This is a genomic window from Janthinobacterium sp. PSPC1-1 (assembly GCF_049897625.1).
GTDB classification, from domain to species: Bacteria; Pseudomonadota; Gammaproteobacteria; order Burkholderiales; family Burkholderiaceae_D; genus Janthinobacterium; species Janthinobacterium tructae.
Window position 1 is genome coordinate 1 of the sequence record NZ_JAFCWP010000016.1, and the last position, 16,354, is coordinate 16,354.

At 60.0% G+C, this 16,354-nt stretch carries 11 protein-coding genes; 9 read left to right on the forward strand and 2 right to left on the reverse strand.

Annotated features, from left to right (window positions below):
* The first annotated feature begins 426 nt into the window (after nucleotides 1–426).
* Nucleotides 427–912, forward strand: a complete 486-nt coding sequence (gene pedF, locus ACP7EG_RS27480; protein WP_070221748.1) for a cytochrome c-550 PedF — start codon at nucleotides 427–429, stop codon at nucleotides 910–912.
* 25 nt (nucleotides 913–937) lie between these two features.
* A complete protein-coding gene (locus ACP7EG_RS27485; RefSeq protein ID WP_426090219.1) occupies nucleotides 938–1,771 on the forward strand; it encodes a substrate-binding periplasmic protein in 834 nt (277 codons plus the stop codon).
* A gap of 59 nt (nucleotides 1,772–1,830) precedes the next feature.
* Here the strand turns inward: ACP7EG_RS27485 and ACP7EG_RS27490 are convergent, their stop codons facing one another.
* A complete protein-coding gene (locus ACP7EG_RS27490; RefSeq protein ID WP_426090220.1) occupies nucleotides 1,831–3,969 on the reverse strand; it encodes a TonB-dependent receptor family protein in 2,139 nt (712 codons plus the stop codon).
* A gap of 204 nt (nucleotides 3,970–4,173) precedes the next feature.
* Between ACP7EG_RS27490 and ACP7EG_RS27495 the strand changes: the two genes are divergently transcribed.
* The 7 genes from ACP7EG_RS27495 to ACP7EG_RS27525 all read left to right on the forward strand — a co-directional run bounded on the left by ACP7EG_RS27495 (nucleotide 4,174) and on the right by ACP7EG_RS27525 (nucleotide 13,847).
* A complete protein-coding gene (locus ACP7EG_RS27495) occupies nucleotides 4,174–5,130 on the forward strand; it encodes a beta-propeller fold lactonase family protein (protein WP_426090221.1) in 957 nt (318 codons plus the stop codon).
* A gap of 349 nt (nucleotides 5,131–5,479) precedes the next feature.
* Entirely contained in the window at nucleotides 5,480–7,000 is a 1,521-nt protein-coding gene (gene adh / locus ACP7EG_RS27500; RefSeq protein WP_426090222.1) for an aldehyde dehydrogenase, read from the forward strand.
* 54 nt (nucleotides 7,001–7,054) lie between these two features.
* Complete coding sequence (locus ACP7EG_RS27505) at nucleotides 7,055–7,444, forward strand: DUF779 domain-containing protein (RefSeq protein ID WP_034756816.1); 390 nt, start codon at nucleotides 7,055–7,057, stop codon at nucleotides 7,442–7,444.
* Nucleotides 7,445–7,493: 49 nt separating this feature from the next.
* Nucleotides 7,494–9,239 (forward strand): PQQ-dependent methanol/ethanol family dehydrogenase, encoded by a 1,746-nt coding sequence (locus ACP7EG_RS27510; protein WP_426057737.1) that lies wholly within the window; start codon nucleotides 7,494–7,496, stop codon nucleotides 9,237–9,239.
* Nucleotides 9,240–9,526: 287 nt separating this feature from the next.
* Complete coding sequence (locus ACP7EG_RS27515; RefSeq protein ID WP_071075149.1) at nucleotides 9,527–10,687, forward strand: porin; 1,161 nt, start codon at nucleotides 9,527–9,529, stop codon at nucleotides 10,685–10,687.
* A gap of 87 nt (nucleotides 10,688–10,774) precedes the next feature.
* Entirely contained in the window at nucleotides 10,775–12,847 is a 2,073-nt protein-coding gene (locus ACP7EG_RS27520; RefSeq protein ID WP_426090223.1) for a 4Fe-4S binding protein, read from the forward strand.
* Nucleotides 12,837–13,847: an FAD:protein FMN transferase gene (locus tag ACP7EG_RS27525; RefSeq protein ID WP_426090224.1), complete on the forward strand. Its 1,011-nt coding sequence runs from the start codon at nucleotides 12,837–12,839 to the stop codon at nucleotides 13,845–13,847. Before ACP7EG_RS27520 ends, ACP7EG_RS27525 begins: the two co-directional genes overlap by 11 nt.
* A 1-nt stretch (nucleotide 13,848) precedes the next feature.
* On the opposite strand, the gene ACP7EG_RS27530 is transcribed toward ACP7EG_RS27525, so the two are convergent.
* Nucleotides 13,849–15,837 carry a sigma-54-dependent Fis family transcriptional regulator gene (locus ACP7EG_RS27530; RefSeq protein ID WP_426090225.1) on the reverse strand — a complete coding sequence of 663 codons (1,989 nt, stop codon included), beginning with the start codon at nucleotides 15,835–15,837 and terminating at the stop codon, nucleotides 13,849–13,851.
* Nucleotides 15,838–16,354: the final 517 nt, after the last annotated feature.

Consider the following 16,354-nt stretch of genomic DNA (forward strand, 5'->3'; position numbering starts at 1 on the left):
AAAGTAGGTTATCGTCAGGCTTGTTATTTGGTGAAACAGCCCCCGGCTGTTTCTCCTTGAGAAAAACCCGATCAGCAATGGTCGGGTTTTTTTTCGTCTGGTGGTTTTGTTTGGCGCTGGTGGTGGCTGTCGGCTTACGCGCGTTGCGCTAAGCCGACCTACGCCAACCTACGGCCAGACCCTCAAAAGGAATTTCTTGAGCCTGTCCGCATCATTCGGGTTGGCTTTCGCGGCACGCGAGACGGCATACAGCGTGCGGCCTGCATCGGACATGCTGTTCGACGCCGCCGCCTGATGCGCGCGGTAACACAAATAGGTGTTGCAGCTGTTCCAAATTGATACATGGGCGGCCGGATGTGGGGCATGTAGGCATGGCATGGCATTTGCTCTTCTTGGATATTCACTAAAAAAACCAAGGAGACCAGCATGACCTATTCCATTCGCACCCTGCTCGGCGTGGCAGCCGCCGGCGCCGTCGCCCTCACTTCCCTGTTGACCTTGCCGCATGCCTATGCGCACGGCAATGTCACGCCGCAAGGCGTCGACACCACGGGCTTGCCCAAGGTGGGCGACAAGTGGCTCGAGCAAAACCCGTATCGGGGCAACAAGCTGGCCCTGACGGTGGGCACTTCCGCTTACAACCAGAATTGCGCGCGTTGCCACGGCATCGAAGCCATCTCGGGCGGTATTGCGCCGGACTTGCGCCAGCTCGATCGCGATTGCTTCGGCATCAAAAATGAGACAAAGAAACAAGCTTGCTACAAGGAAACTGACAATTATTTCCTGGCGACTATCCGCCACGGTAAAGTACGCAATGGTGCCGTATACATGCCGCCGTTCGAGGGCGTGTTCAACCAGGAAGCCATGTGGGCCATCAAGACCTACCTGGAAACCCGCCGAGAGTCTAATTAGGTCGAATTGATAACGAAGGAGTCCCATGCGTTCATTCCAACTCCCGGGCGCGCGCGCGATGATCTCGCTCGCTTGCCTGGCGCTGTGCGCAGCCGCGCCGGCGCGCGCCGACTGGCAGAAAGTGCAGCAGTCGGGCAGCCTGAAAGTGGCTGTGTATAACGAGTTTGCGCCTTTTTCCGACAAGGGTACGGGCATCGATATCGATATTGCCGAAGCGCTAGCCAAAAAGCTGGGTTTGAAACTGAGCTTGCTGCCATTTCCCGCCGGCGAAAACCTGAACGACGATTTGCGCAATATGGTGTGGAAGGGCCATTACCTCGGTTATGGTCCCGCCGACGTGATGCTGCATGTGCCAGTCGACAAGAAGTTGATGGCCGATAACGACAAGGTCGAAATCTTTGCGCCGTATTACGTGGAAACGGTGCGCCTGGTGCGCAGTGCGCAAGCCGTGCCGCAGTTCGATGGCGTCGCTTCGCTGGCCGGCAAGCGCATCGGCGTGGAAAAGGTCTCGATCGCCGCCATGCTGATGCTGGGTGAAGACAATGGCAAGTACCGTGACGACGTACGTATCTTCGACACGGCCGCCGAAGCCTTGCAGCAATTGCAGGCGGGCAAGCTCGACGCCGTGCTGGCGAATCGTTCGGAAATCGAGTCGGTGCTGAAAAGCGATCCCGCTTTCCCCTTGAGCGAAGTGGCGTTCGCCCGCTTGCCGCGTGCCGGCTGGGCCGTGGGCCTGGCCGTCAGCCGCCAGCAGCTCGACGTGGGCAAGTTGCTGCAGGCAGCCATGAACGAGATGGCGGCCAGCGGCGAATTGAAAGCCATCTTTGAGAAATATGGGGTGAAGGAAGCACGGCCGTAACAGGCCATGTTGAATGACAATAAAGCCCGCGCATCGGAAGAGGCGCGGGCTTTTTCTTTTTAGAAATTATATTGGGCGCTGACACCCAGCAGCCAATTGCGTCCCGGCGCCGCTTCATAGTAGCGCTTGTTGCTGTCGCCGACGATGACGGAGCCCACGTAGGTCTTGTCGAAAAGATTGTTCAGGCGGGCAAACTCCTTGAAGCGCCAATTCCCTACGTTTTGTTTGGCGTTGAAGCGCGCATTGAACACCGTGTAGCCGGGCGCCGGCTTTTCGCTGTTGCTGTCCTCCGCGTAGACCTGATTGCTGGCCACGCTTTCCAGCGCTGCGCCAAAACGGTCCAGCGTATCTTTCCAGGCCAGTTCCGCGAACAGGTTGGCGCTGGGGACGCCCGGCAAACGGCTGCCTTCGCGCACGCTGCCAAAGGCCTGGTCGTACACAGCGTGCAGGCTGGTGAGCGCCACTTTTGCCGTGAAGCCATACGGCAGGTTCGAATCCAGCGACACTTCCATACCCTGGCGCAAGGTTTTACCCGCATTGCGATAGCTGGTGCGCCCGCCGCTGGACTTGTCGACCACCAGTTCGTCAGTCGTCTTGATCTGGAACACGGCCGCATTCACATGCGTGTTGCTATTGATTCTGGCCTTGACGCCCGCTTCCAGGTTGGTGCTGGTGGCCGGTTTCAGTTGGTAATTGAAGCCGCCGCCCGTGCCCGAGTAAAACAGTTCATTCAAGGTAGGCGCTTCGAAGCCGCGCGCGGCGCTGGCGTACACGTTGACGTTCGGCGTCAGTTTATACAGCAGGCCCAGCACCGGTGTCGTGTGGCTGAATTCCAGGCTGCCGCTATCGTTGCCATTGCTGAGGAAGTGGTCGCTAACTTCCACTTTCATTTTGCTGTAGCGCACACCTGCGCTGAGCAGCCATGGCCCGCTTTGCCATTCCGCCTGGATATACGGGTCGAGGCTGGAGACGACATCCTGCTCGTCGCGGCGCAGCTTGCCCTTTACGCCGAAGCTATTGCCGATGAAGTTTTCATAGCCGGTGCGGTCATCGCTGGAGCGACCGTAATCGATGCCGATGGTAGTGCTCAGCTTGCCGCCGGCCAGCTGGTTGACGTGCAGCCAGTTGGTATCGATGCCGTAGAACTGACGCTGGAAGTCGACTACGCCGCCAGAATGGCTGGCCGGTGCCTGGAAACCCTTGGTAAAGGCCTGGTACTGGATCACGTCGCGGTTGCCGCCATACACCATCACATGCAGGCGGTCATCGCCGAATGATTGCTCGTAGGTGGCGCCGATTTGCTGATGGTCGATGCTCTTGCGTGTGTTGTAGCGCTCGGCCAGCGTGCGCTTCGGATTTTGCGTATCGGTGGTGTCGATTTCGCCGGCGCGCGGGTTGGCGGCAAACGTGTCCCAGGTGGCGCCCAGCGGATCTTGCGTATTGCCCTGGTGCAGGCTGTTGGCGACGATGGTCAGCTTGCTGTCCGCATTGGGCTTGACGGTGATCTTGCCGAACGCCTGTTCGCGCGTGGCGGCGCTGTGGTCGCGGAAACCGTCCGTGCGGAAGCGCGAACCGTCGAGCACGTAGCCGATGCCGCCTGCCTGGCCTTGTGCCGTCAAGTCCACCTTGCTGGTGCCGAAACTGCCGCCCGTCACATTCAATTCGACGGACGGGGGATTTTTCCCATCCTTGGAAAACAGCTGGATCACGCCGCCAGAATGGTTGCCATAGATGGCAGAAAACGGTCCGCGCAGCACTTCGATGCGCTCGGCCGTATCAAGGTTGAAGGTAGCGGCCTGGCCCTGGCCGTCGGGCATGCTGGCGGGAATGCCATCGCTGATCAGTTTGACGCCGCGCACGCCGAAGGCCGAGCGGGCGCCGAAGCCGCGCGACGAGATTTGCAAGTCTTGCGCGTAGTTCTGGCGGTTCTGCACAACCAGGCCCGGCACGGCGGCCAGCGCCTCTGACGCGTTGACGCGGATTTGGCCATCCTGGATGCGGGCGCTGTCGACCACGTCGATCGAGGCCGGCACTTCCTGGCTGGGGTGGGCGATGCGGCTGCCGCTGACGACCACCGTATCCATGAGTTGCCCGTTGGCCAGGTTAGCTGCCTCGGCGGCGAAAACGTGGGGGGCGAGGGTGGCGCTGCCGGCGACAAACAGGCTGGCAATGGTGTTCAAGCGGAAACGATGCTGCATGCGGGTTCTCCAATGTGAATAAAAGCCTGCTTGAGCGCGTGAGCGGCGCAGGTCTGCATAGTTGTATCAAGCAATATGCCTGCCATGTCTCCATTGGTGGGCTGAAATTATACGCGTGTCAGTGGCACGGCGTTTGCATGCAGAAATGTTCAGATGCGCCGATACCGCGCGCTTTCCCCTCGTTTTGCCATTGAAAAGGTGATTATGCCCAACTTCTTCTCGCGCTTGCGCCAGGTGTGCTGGCTGCTGCCTGTGCTTGCCAGCAGCGCTCTCCAGGCCGCTCCTTTTGCCTATGTCCCCAATGAAAAATCGGGCACCCTCAGCGTGATCGACACGGCGACCGACCAGGTGGTGCACCAGATCGCGGCAGGCAAGCGTCCGCGTGGCATCGCCGCCGACCCCACCGGACGGCAATTGTTTGTCACCGATGCTGCCAGCAGCGCTTTGTTGCTGATCGATAACGCGAGCGGCACGCCCGTGCGCACGGTGGCGCTGGGCAAGTCGCCCGAAGGCGTCAGCGCTTCGCCGGACGGTCGTTACGTGGCCGTGGCCGTCGAGGAAAACAATAGCGTGGCCTTGCTCGATGGCCAGACGGGCGTCTTGCTCGCCGACATCAAGGTGCAAGGGCGTAACCCGGAACATGCTGTGTTCAGCCCTGATGGGCGCTGGCTGCTGGTCAGCGCGGAAGAGGCCGAGCAAGTCGATGTCATTGACGTGGCGCAACGCCGCCAGGTGGCTTCTATTGCCGTGGGCCTGCGGCCGCGCGGTATCGGTTTCAGTCCGGACTCCGGCCGCGCCTACGTGGCGTGCGAACTGGTCAACGCCGTGTATGTGATCGACATGGCCGCGCGCAAGGCCGTCGCCACCATTCCAGCGGGCAAGAATGCCAACGGCATCGCCGTCCACCCCGGCGGTAAACAGGTGTATGTCTCGAACGGCACGGACGGCACGGTGATGGTGATTGATACGGCCAGCAACAAGGTCACAGCCACCATTCCCGTCGGCAAGCGCCCGTGGAATATGGCCATCACGCCTGATGGCAGCAAGCTGTACGTGGCCAATGGCCGCTCGAACAGCGTTTCCGTCATCGATACGGCCAGCGCGCGCAAGGTGGCCGATATTGCCGTGGGCGAATTGCCCTGGGGCGTGGTGATACGGTAGTGATACAGGCGCAGGTGTTCCAGTCTGGTACACCTGTTCCATTGTGCAGCGGTGCAGGGAATGTGATGCGGGCTGGTGGCGAGGCTGGCACGGATTGGAACAGGGGCCGCGCCGCTTGTTCAAAACGCCAACAGACGCACGCCCTCCGCTCAAGCCCGGGGCATGCGCTGAAAAGCGCGCCGGTATTGATGCCACGCCCTTGTAACAAGGGTAAAACCCGCTAAGTTGGTAGTGCGGCGGCGAGCTGGCACGGCATTTGCGGAAGACTCCGTGTACTCACCCCATCTGTACCAGGACGTTTGATTTTAATTAAATTATTTCCATTCTAATTAACCCGATAGAGGACGACATGAATCTCGCAGACATCAGCAAACTGGGCGTAGCCAATCCCTTCAAACAACGCTATGACAATTACATCGGCGGTCAGTTCGTTGCACCAGTAAAAGGTGAATACTTTCCTAACATCACGCCGATCACGGGCTTGCCGTTTTGCGAAATCGCCCGTTCCACGGCGGAAGATGTCGAGTTGGCGCTGGACGCCGCGCATGCCGCCAAGGATGCCTGGGGCAAGACTTCACCCGCCGAGCGCGCCAATATCCTGAACCGCATCGCCGACCGCATCGAACAAAACCTGAGCCTGATCGCCACGGCGGAAACCATCGATAACGGCAAGCCGATCCGCGAAACGATGAATGCCGACATTCCGCTGGCCATCGACCATTTCCGTTACTTCGCCGGCTGCATCCGCGCGCAGGAAGGTTCCGTCGCGCAAATCGACGCGGAAACCTATGCCTATCACTACCATGAGCCGCTGGGTGTTGTGGGCCAGATCATCCCGTGGAATTTCCCGATTCTGATGGCCGTGTGGAAACTGGCGCCAGCCCTGGCCGCCGGCAATTGCGTCGTCTTGAAACCGGCCGAGCAAACCCCCGCTTCCATCATGGTGTTGATCGAACTGATCGGCGACTTGCTGCCACCGGGCGTGTTGAACATCATCAACGGTTTCGGCCTGGAAGCGGGCAAGCCGTTGGCGTCGAGCAAGCGCATCGCCAAGATCGCCTTTACGGGTGAAACGGGCACGGGCCGCCTGATCATGGGGTATGCCGCGCAAAACCTGATTCCCGTCACCCTGGAGCTGGGCGGCAAGTCGCCGAACATCTTCTTTGAAGATGTGATGGATGCCGATGATGATTATTTCGACAAGTGCCTGGAAGGCTTCACCATGTTTGCGCTGAATCAAGGCGAGGTGTGCACCTGCCCATCGCGCGTGCTGATCCAGGAATCGATTTACGAGAAATTCATCGAACGGGCCTTGAAGCGCGTGGCCGCCATCAAGCAGGGCAATCCGCTCGATGCCAGCACCATGATCGGCGCCCAGGCGTCGCAGGAGCAGCTGGAAAAAATCCTGTCCTACCTCGACATCGGCCGCCAGGAAGGCGCCGAAGTGCTGGCTGGCGGCGAGCGCCATACGCAGGCAGGCGACCTGGAGGGCGGTTACTACGTGCGTCCGACGGTGTTTAAGGGCAACAACAAGATGCGCATCTTCCAGGAAGAGATCTTTGGACCAGTCGTGTCCGTGACCACTTTCAAGGATGAGGCCGAAGCGCTGGCGATTGCCAACGATACCTTGTACGGCCTGGGTGCCGGCTTGTGGACGCGTGACGGTTCGCGCGCCTTCCGCATGGGACGCGCCATCCAGGCGGGCCGCGTATGGACCAATTGCTACCACCTGTATCCAGCCCACGCCGCATTCGGCGGCTACAAGCAATCGGGTATCGGCCGTGAAAACCACAAGATGATGCTCGACCACTACCAGCAAACGAAGAACTTGCTGGTGAGCTATAGCCCGAAAGCCTTGGGCTTCTTCTAAACCGGCAACAGGCGCCGCGCCCTTAGCCGGGGGCGGCGCGCAGAAAGGGATGCCATGAGTGCAGCAATTGCCCGGGTGGTCGCCACCGATGCGGCGCTGGAAATGATGGACAAGTTGCGCCAGCGTCACGGCCCGCTGATGTTTTTCCAGTCGGGCGGCTGCTGCGACGGCAGTGCGCCCATGTGTTATGCGCTGGGCGAGTTCGATGTCAGCGATACCGATATCTATCTCGGCAACTTGAATGGCACACCGTTTTACATGGGACTCGAGCAATTCGAGTACTGGGAGCATACCCAGTTGATTATCGATGTGGTCGATGGCAATGGCGGCATGTTTTCACTCGACAACGGCACGGGCAAGCGCTTCCTGACGCGCTCGCGCCTGTTCACCGATGAAGAGTGCGCGCTGTTGCATGCCCAGCCGCATGAGCACCGCAAGACCTGATACACACATACTAATAAAACAGAGGGAGATGATTGTGCAGAAAAAAATCATGGGGATCGTCGTCGGTTTGGGGTTGGCATCCTTGGCCTCATTGGTCCAGGCGGCCGACGTGGGCAATGTCACCAATGCCATGCTCGACAACACGGCGAAGAATCCGGCCAGCGTGCTGTCGTTTGGCATGGGCACGCAGGGTCAGCGCTACTCACCGTTGACGCAGATCAATGACAAGACCGTGGCCAAGCTGGTGCCGGCCTGGTCGTTCTCGTTTGGCGGCGAAAAACAGCGGGGCCAGGAGTCGCAGCCGCTGATTCATAACGGCAAGATGTTCGTCACGGCATCGTATTCGCGCATCTTTGCTGTCGACTTGAAAACGGGCGCCAAGCTGTGGAAGTATGAGCATCGCTTGCCGGACGGCATCATGCCGTGCTGCGACGTGGTCAACCGCGGTGCCGCCCTGTATGGCAACCTGGTGATTTTCGGCACGCTCGACGCCTACCTGGTGGCGCTGGACCAGAACACGGGCAAGATCGTCTGGAAAGAGAAAGTGGACGATTATGCGGCCGGCTACTCGATGACGGCCGCGCCGCTGATCGCCGAAGGCTTGCTGCTGACGGGCGTGTCGGGTGGCGAATTCGGCATCGTGGGGCGGGTCGAAGCGCGCAACCCGATGACCGGCGACCTGGTATGGAGCCGTCCGACGGTGGAAGGCCATATGGGCCACCGCTACGACAAGGACGGCAAGGCCATCGATAACGGCGTATCCGGCACGGTCAACAAAACCTGGCCGGGCGACCTGTGGAAGACGGGCGGCGCCTCGACCTGGATGGGCGGCACCTACGATCCGCAAACCAAGCTGGCCTATTTCGGCACTGGCAACCCGGCGCCGTGGAATAGCCACTTGCGTCCTGGCGACAACCTGTATTCCTCGTCCACCGTGGCACTGGACGTCAAGACGGGCCAGATCAAATGGGCGTATCAAAACACGCCCAATGATGCCTGGGATTTCGATGGCGCCAACGAGTTCGTCACCTTCGACATGGATGGCAAGCGCTACGGCGGCAAGGCCGACCGCAACGGTTTTTTCTATGTTATCGATGCAAACAACGGCAAGCTGCAGAACGCCTTTCCGTTTGTGAAGAAAATCACCTGGGCCAGCAGCATCGACCTGAAAACGGGACGGCCGAACTATATCGCCGCCGGCCGCCCAGGCGACCCGACCAAGGGAGAAGAGGGCAAGAAGGGCACGACCGTGTTTGCCGCGCCCGCTTTCCTCGGTGCAAAAAACCAGATGCCGATGGCGTACTCGCCGCAAACCAAGCTGTTCTACGTTCCCGCCAACGAATGGGGCATGGACATCTGGAACGAGCCGATCAGCTATAAGAAGGGTGGCGCTTTCCTCGGTGCCGGTTTTACTATCAAGCCCTTGTTTGACGACTACATCGGCGCCATGCGCGCCATCGATCCGAAGACGGGCAAGATCGTCTGGGAAATCAAGAACAACGCGCCGCTATGGGGCGGCGTGATGAGCACGGCCGGCAATCTGGTGTTCTACGGCACGCCGGAAGGCTTCCTGAAAGCCGTCGACGCGAAGACGGGCAAGGAACTGTGGAAATTCCAGACGGGCTCCGGCGTCGTGGCGCCGCCCGTCACCTGGCAGGATGGCGACACGCAATATGTAGCCGTCGTATCTGGCTGGGGTGGCGCGGTGCCGCTGTGGGGTGGCGAAGTGGCGAAGAAGGTCAACTTCCTGGAACAGGGCGGCTCCGTGTGGGTCTTCAAACTGGCATCGAAGTAAGGGGGTGAAACGCCCGGGCCATTCGGACGGGTGTCTCCCTGTCCGCCGGGCGCTTTCTTTTTTCTGACGGCCCAGGCCGTCAGTTTTTTGTTTACCTGTAGCTCCGCTACGCATACTTGCGGTCAAAAAATGAACACTATCTGTGGCAATTGATCCGCTGCTGCACACGTTAACGACGCTTTTTCTCCTTCTCCCTCTGAGTCGTGCTGGGCACGCTTATTGCCAAAGCTTGAGGTACATCAATCACTGGTGTGCACACTAAAAACAGAGAAGAAAGAGGAGAAGCAATGAACACATTGATCAAGCTGGGGAGCCTGGGTGTCATGACAATCGCAGCGATGGGGCAGGCGCAAGCCGTCGATATCAAGGCGGGCGACTGGACCGTGTCGGTGGGCGGCATCGTCAACGCTTATTACACGCAAGTGTCGTGTTCGGGCGATGCAGTGGGAGGGCTGGCGCTGGGCGGCCAGGCGCTCGGTTGCGGCGGCGAGAAGGACCGCACGACGATTGGCAACGGCTTGCTGCCGAATGGCTTGATCACCTCGGCAAGCTCGCGCCTGGGCGAGTACGACGTGAAAGCCTTGATCGGCATCTACAACTCGACGGCCACCGACAGCGCCATCAGCCAGAACAGCGTGGTCGATGTGCGCCAGGCCTTCTTCACGTTCGGCAATGCGGAAATGGGCACCTTCAAGCTGGGCCGCGACTACGGTATCTTCGGCGCGAATGCGATCCTGTCCGACATGACCTTGTTGGGTTCGGGCGCACCCGTGCAAGCGACGCAACGGGGCCGGGTGACCCTGGGCCATATCGGCGCCGGCTATACGTATCTGGGCAACTATGGCCAGATCATGTACAGCTCGCCGAAGTCCGGCGGCTTTGGCGTCGATGTGGCGCTGGTCAGCCCCGTTTCCGATACGCCCATCGTGGCAGGCTCGACCTATTCTTCGAAGTCGAGTCCGCAAGTGCAGGCGCAAGTGACGTATGCGCAGGAAGGCTTGAAAGCGTGGCTGGGCGTGAAGTCGCAAAAATTCACCTCGAAAACGCCAGGTGTCGATGACCTGACCATGCGCGGCGTGGAAGTGGGCGGCTCGTACCAGATGGGCCCGGCCGGCGTGCTGGTCAACTTCCAGGGAGGCAAAGGATTGGGGATACTCTCCGATGCGGACCAGGGCGATACCAAGTCGAAGAACTGGCTGTTGCAAGGCACGTACAAGACGACGGACAAGTTGAAGCTGGGCTTGTCCTACGGCATCAGCAAGAACGACGACAACACGGCCGGCACGGGCGGCTTGAAGTCGAACGCCAACCTGACCCTGGGCGCGTACTACTCGCTCAACAGCGCGATCACCCTGGTGGGCGAACTGGGCCAGACGCGCTCGAAAGGCTTTACGGGCGGCGAAGCGAAGATGAATGGCGTGTCGCTGGGCGGCATCATTTTCTTCTAATTAATGAACGCGGCGCCTTGCGACAGGGCGCCGCACGGAGCACGGTGCATGCGGATAATGCGGTTGTTCATTGGATGCTGGTTATTTTTGTTCATTCTGGGGCAGGCGTGGGCGGGTGTGCTCACCAAGGCCGAGCTGGCACGGCGCTTTCCTGCTCCCATCGTCGTCGGCGACAAGGAAACCGACTTGCCCGTCTGGCCCTTGTTCCGGCAAAACGCCACGGCCACCGAACTGGTCGGCTACGTGTTTGAATCGGTGGACCTGGCGCCGATTCCCGGCTTTTCCGGCGTGCCCGTCAATCTGCTGATCGCCATCGATCCGAAAGGCAGTTTTCTGGACGTCGCCGTGCTGTCGCAGCACGAACCCGTGTTTCTCGACGGCCTCGGCGAAGCGCCCCTGTTTCAATTCGTTAAACAGTACCAGGGCTTGTCGCTGAAACAGAACATCGCCATCGATGCGCGCACCAAGCGCGCGCCAGATGCGACGCACGCCGATATCGACGGCGTGTCGAAGGCGACGGCCTCCGTGCGCATCATCAACCAGAGCGTGCTAGCCTCGGCCTTGAAAGTGTTGCGCAAAAAACTGGGTTTTGCGCAAGGCCGCGACCCCGACCAGATCGCCCGCATCCGCATGGACGTGTTCGAGAAACTCAGCGCGGCGCAGATGCTCAAACAAGGCTTGATCCAGCATGTACGTCTGAGCAACAAGGACGTGGAAACCCTGTTTGCCGGCAGTCCTGGAGCGGGACTCGATGCGCAGGCCGCGCGCGATCCGGACGGTGTGTTCATCGACCTGTACCTGGCGTATGTATCCGTGCCCAGCGTGGGGCGCAATCTGTTGACGGAGCGCAGTTGGAACAAACTGCGCAACCGGCTCGACGAGGGCGATCACGCCATCCTCGTCATGTCACGCGGGCGCTACAGCGTGCTGGGCGACGATTTCGTGCGCGGCACCGTGCCGGATAGGCTGTTGCTGAAGCAGGATGGCTTGCCCATCGACATGCGCGACCTGGACCTGGAATTGCGCTTGTCGGAAGAGACTGCGTTGCCGACGGAAAATATCGCCGTGTTTCGCATCATCAGCCAGGCGGGACTCGATGCGGCCAGCCCGCTGGCGTTTTCTCTCCCCATCACGCGCAACAAGGGCATCGTGTATCCGGAACGCATCGCCCGCAACGTGGATTTCAGCTACCGCCTGCCCGCCGATTTTTATGTCGCGCCGCAAGGCGACGATGCCACATGGCGCGGCACCTGGAAGAACCGCAAGGCCGAGCTATTGACCTTGCTGGCCGGGCTGGCGCTGCTGGCCGGCGCTTTGGCCTGGCAAAAACGCCTGGTGCGCGAGGGGCGGCAATTCACCTGGTTCCGTCGTCTGTTCCTGGTGTTTACCATCGCTTTCATCGGCTACTACGCGCAGGGGCAGTTATCGATCGTCAATATCACGGGTGTCATCCAGGCACTGCTGGCGGGCCGCAGTCTGGGCTTTTTCCTGTTCGATCCGATGACGGTGATCCTGTGGGCTTTCGTGCTGCTCAGTCTGTTTATCTGGGGGCGCGGCACGTTTTGCGGCTGGCTGTGTCCGTTCGGCGCCCTGCAGGAATTCACGGGCAAGCTGGGCCAGTGGTTGCGCTTGCCTCAGTGGAAGATCAAGCCGCGCCTGGACGGGCGCTTGAAATGGATCAAGTATGGCTTGCTGGCGGCCATTCTTGGCAGCAGCATGTTTTCCAGCCAGATCACGGACAAGCTGGTGGAGCTGGAGCCGTTCAAGACGGCGATCACTTTGAATTTCGTGCGCGCCTGGCCCTTCGTCGCCTATGCCGTGGGCTTGCTGCTGCTCAGCAGTGTTTCCTACAAATTCTTTTGCCGCTACCTGTGTCCGTTTGGCGCGGCGTTGGCGCTGCTGGGCCGCTTTCGCCTGTTCAACTGGATTCCCCGCCGCAAGGAATGCGGCACGCCTTGCCAGACTTGCCGCCATCGTTGCGAGTATCACGCCATCGCGCCCAGCGGGAAGGTTGATTACGGTGAGTGTTTCCAGTGCATGGATTGCGTGGTGATTTACGCCAGCGATGAAAAATGCGCACCCTTGATGCTGGAAATCAAGCGTGCCCGCACCATACCCATAGCCCGGGCCACGGCAGAGGAGAGCAGCAATGCAGCGTAGAACCTTTATTTCCGCGGCGATTGGCAGCGTGGCCGGCATGGCGGGCTTGTCCTTGCCTGTCAGCATGGCGCGCGGCACGGCCACGGCGTCCGGCGTGCGACCTTATCAAGGCGCCGCGTTGGCGTTTGGCACGACGATCGCCGTCACCGTGTTGCACCACGATCAGCACCAGGCGGAACTGGCGATTGAAGACGCCTTGCATGCGGCCAGGAATATTGACCGCCTGATGAGTATTTACAACCCGGCCAGCCAAGTCTTTCAGCTGAATCGTGATGGCCGCCTGTGCCGGCCGGACGCGCATCTGCTGGCCGTGCTGGCGCAGGCGCAAGCCTTGTCGCAATGGAGTGATGGGGCGTTTGATATCACCGTGCAACCCTTGTGGCAGCTGTTTCGCGCGGCGGCAGAGCAGGCAAGCTTGCCAACGGACACATTGCGTCGCGCGGCGCAGGCGCGGGTAGGCTGGCGGCAACTGGCGTGGGATAGCCGCGAAGTGCGTTTTCTTCAGCCCGGCATGGCGCTGACCTTGAATGGCCTGGCGCAAGGCTACGCGGCGGACATGGCGCTGGCGGCCGTACAGGCGCGCGGCATACGGCACGCGCTGCTCGACACGGGTGAGTTCATTGCGCGCGGACAGCGTTCCCTGCGCCGTCCGTGGACCTTGGGCATCCAGGACCCGCGCGACGGGGAAATCCTGGCGGCCACCTTGAAAGTGGAGGGGCGCAGCGTGGCCACGTCAGGCGATTACGAATGCACGTTTACGCCCGACTTCGTGCATCACCACATCTTCGACCCCGCGAACGGTGATTCGCCGGGCGAACTGGCCAGCGTGACCGTGCTGGCCCCCACGGGCTTGCTGGCCGATGGCTTGTCGACGACCTTCATGGTGACGGGGGCCGCGCGTGCGCATGCGATGGCCGCACACATGCAGGGCGTCGACCTGATGACCATCGACAAGTCGGGCCAGCGCAAGATGTCGCCCGGCTTTGCCCGTCTACTCTAGGCTATTTCAGATGCGGCACCTTGCGATAGATCGTATTGCGCGACACGCCCAGGGCCCGTGCCGTGGCCGAGACGTTGCCGCCGTGGGCGTCGAGCGACTTGAGGATCGCGCTTTGTTCCATTTCTTCCAGGTTGGCGCCGGCGGCGATCATGCGGTCCGTGCTGGCGCTGGCGGCAGTCGCTTGCGTCATCTCAATATCGTCGAGGAAATCATCAGGCATGTGGCGCAGACAGATTTCATGCTCGTCGCCTGCCATGACGATGGCTGTGCGTAACAGATTGGTCAGCTGGCGGAAGTTGCCTGGCCATTTATGCTGGTGGAACAAGCGCAGGATGTCCGGCGCCACCGTGTAGCGCGTATCGGGTGCTTCCGTTGCGAGGATTTTTTTCACGACCGTGTCCAGGTCGGTGCGCTCGCGCAGCGGCGGCAGTTTGACCACCAGGCCATTCAGGCGGTAATACAAGTCTTCGCGAAACAGTCCCTTGGCCATGCGTTCGCGCAAGTTGTGATTCGTGGCGCAAATGAGTTCCACATTGACGGTGATTGATTTGCTGCTGCCCAGCGGGGTGACCATGCGTTCCTGCAGCACGCGCAACAGGCGCGCCTGCAAGCCAAAGGGCATATCGCCGATTTCATCGAGGAACAGGGTGCCACCATTGGCTTGCAGGATCTTGCCGATGGCCCCCTTCTTGCGCGCGCCCGTAAATGCCCCGTCTTCATAGCCGAACAGTTCAGATTCGATCAGGGTTTCCGGGATCGACGCGCAATTGACGGCGATAAACGGTCCCATGGCGCGCGGCGAGTCGTTATGGATGGCTTGCGCCAGCAATTCCTTGCCGGTGCCTGTTTCGCCCATGACGAGGATGGGAATATCGCGTCCCAATACCTTGTTGACCTTTTCGATCACCAGTTCCAGTTGCGGATCGCCCGTGCGCAGATAACGCAGGCCCGACAGGCGCCGCGCCGCGTTGGCCGCATGGCTGGCTGGCGCGGGAACCTGGGCCGGCACGGCATTGATATCGCTATGGTCGGTGCTGGCAGTAAAGCCATGCTGGAAGACGCTATTGGACAAGCGCAACTGCGCGCGCCCATACACGCGCACGCCGCTGTGCATGCACAGGTTCAGCAAGCCGGGTGAGGCCGTGCGGTAATGTTCATACAGGGCAGACACGGGCAAGCCGAACAGGGAGCTGAAGGTATGGGATTGCAGCGCGGCGAATGACAGGCCCAGCTGGAACAAACCGTTTTTATTGGCGGATAAAAACCGCCCGCCCGGCGTGAATGAGGCGATGCCTTCCATCAAGGTGCCGATGAATTCGGGACGCGCGTGGAAGTGCACGGTGATGGCGTCTTCGAAGGTGGCGGAAAACAGCTGATTCTCGATCATCAGCGCCGACATGCGCACCAAGGCCATCGTATGCTTGTGAAAGCTGCGCTGGTCGCTGGAGACATCCAGCACGCCGATGACATTACCGCGGTGGTCGGTGATCGGTGCCGCGGAGCACGTCAGGAAATGATTGGCGGCCAGGTAATGCTGGTCCGCATGGACCAACGTCGGTACTTTTTCCGTGATGGCCGTGCCGATGGCATTCGTGCCGCGGCTTTGTTCCGACCATGCCACGCCCGGCCGCAGGGCCACGCGGTTGGCTTTCTCCAGGAAATCATCGTCGCCCAGCGAATGCACGATGACGCCGTTGGCATCCGTCAAGATCACCATATTGTGCGTGTTGACGATTTGCTGGTACAGCGTTTCCATGGCGGGCACTGCGTGCGTGTGCAGCATGCGGTTTTGCTCGATCAGCAACGACAGATCGGATTTGCCGGCTGGCGTAAAGTCGGGCGTGGCCGTGGGCGACAGGCCAAAGGCGACTGAACGCTGATGGGACGTTTCGATGATGACGGGGACGTTGTCTTGTCCTGCCGGCAAAATGTTCGCGTCCGCGATGGACGAAAACGGTGCGCTACGGTAAGTAGCTGACGGTTGATACATGATCTCGTTGCCTCCGTTGGGCCCTGTACTGCGGCGCTCTTTTGAATATCGAGAGTGTTCCATAATGTAGCACCTGTCACAGATGGGAGCAAAGCAAAGCGAACCGGGCTGTCCCCAGTGTTGCTGCCAGGCCCAGAGTTGCTGCCATCAGTGCGTAGTGCATATGTCTGTATAAGCAAGTGCGGTGCCAGGGTTGTTTCTCGGAGCTGAAAAATAGCCCTTGCAGGGTGTGCGGGGCACGGCTATAATTCGCCCCCTCGCTGAACGATGCATGCAAATGCTGAGTGAAGCGGGTAAAAAAGAAGGTTGACGAAATGCTGAAAAAGCTTCATACTCTTCCTTCTTCGCAGCTGACAAACACAACGCTTTGTCGATAGCGCGAAAGCAGTACCGAATATCGTTCTTTAACAATTAACAGTCGATAAGTGTGGGCATTTGATGTAAGTGCAGCGTCAATCTTCGGATTGGCGTCTAACTTAAAATATCAAATGTTCACAAGAAATAATGAAATAGGATA

What these genes read in the sequence shown, in the direction of transcription:
- ACP7EG_RS27495 (WP_426090221.1), top strand. Translation starts at nt 4,174, where the DNA reads ATGCCCAACTTCTTCTCGCGCTTGCGCCAGGTGTGCTGGCTGCTGCCT.
- ACP7EG_RS27525 (WP_426090224.1), top strand. Translation starts at nt 12,837, where the DNA reads ATGCAGCGTAGAACCTTTATTTCCGCGGCGATTGGCAGCGTGGCCGGC.
- pedF (WP_070221748.1), top strand. Translation starts at nt 427, where the DNA reads ATGACCTATTCCATTCGCACCCTGCTCGGCGTGGCAGCCGCCGGCGCC.
- ACP7EG_RS27510 (WP_426057737.1), top strand. Translation starts at nt 7,494, where the DNA reads ATGGGGATCGTCGTCGGTTTGGGGTTGGCATCCTTGGCCTCATTGGTC.
- ACP7EG_RS27505 (WP_034756816.1), top strand. Translation starts at nt 7,055, where the DNA reads ATGAGTGCAGCAATTGCCCGGGTGGTCGCCACCGATGCGGCGCTGGAA.
- ACP7EG_RS27485 (WP_426090219.1), top strand. Translation starts at nt 938, where the DNA reads ATGCGTTCATTCCAACTCCCGGGCGCGCGCGCGATGATCTCGCTCGCT.
- ACP7EG_RS27515 (WP_071075149.1), top strand. Translation starts at nt 9,527, where the DNA reads ATGAACACATTGATCAAGCTGGGGAGCCTGGGTGTCATGACAATCGCA.
- ACP7EG_RS27530 (WP_426090225.1), bottom strand. Translation starts at nt 15,837, where the DNA reads ATGTATCAACCGTCAGCTACTTACCGTAGCGCACCGTTTTCGTCCATC.
- adh (WP_426090222.1), top strand. Translation starts at nt 5,480, where the DNA reads ATGAATCTCGCAGACATCAGCAAACTGGGCGTAGCCAATCCCTTCAAA.
- ACP7EG_RS27490 (WP_426090220.1), bottom strand. Translation starts at nt 3,969, where the DNA reads ATGCAGCATCGTTTCCGCTTGAACACCATTGCCAGCCTGTTTGTCGCC.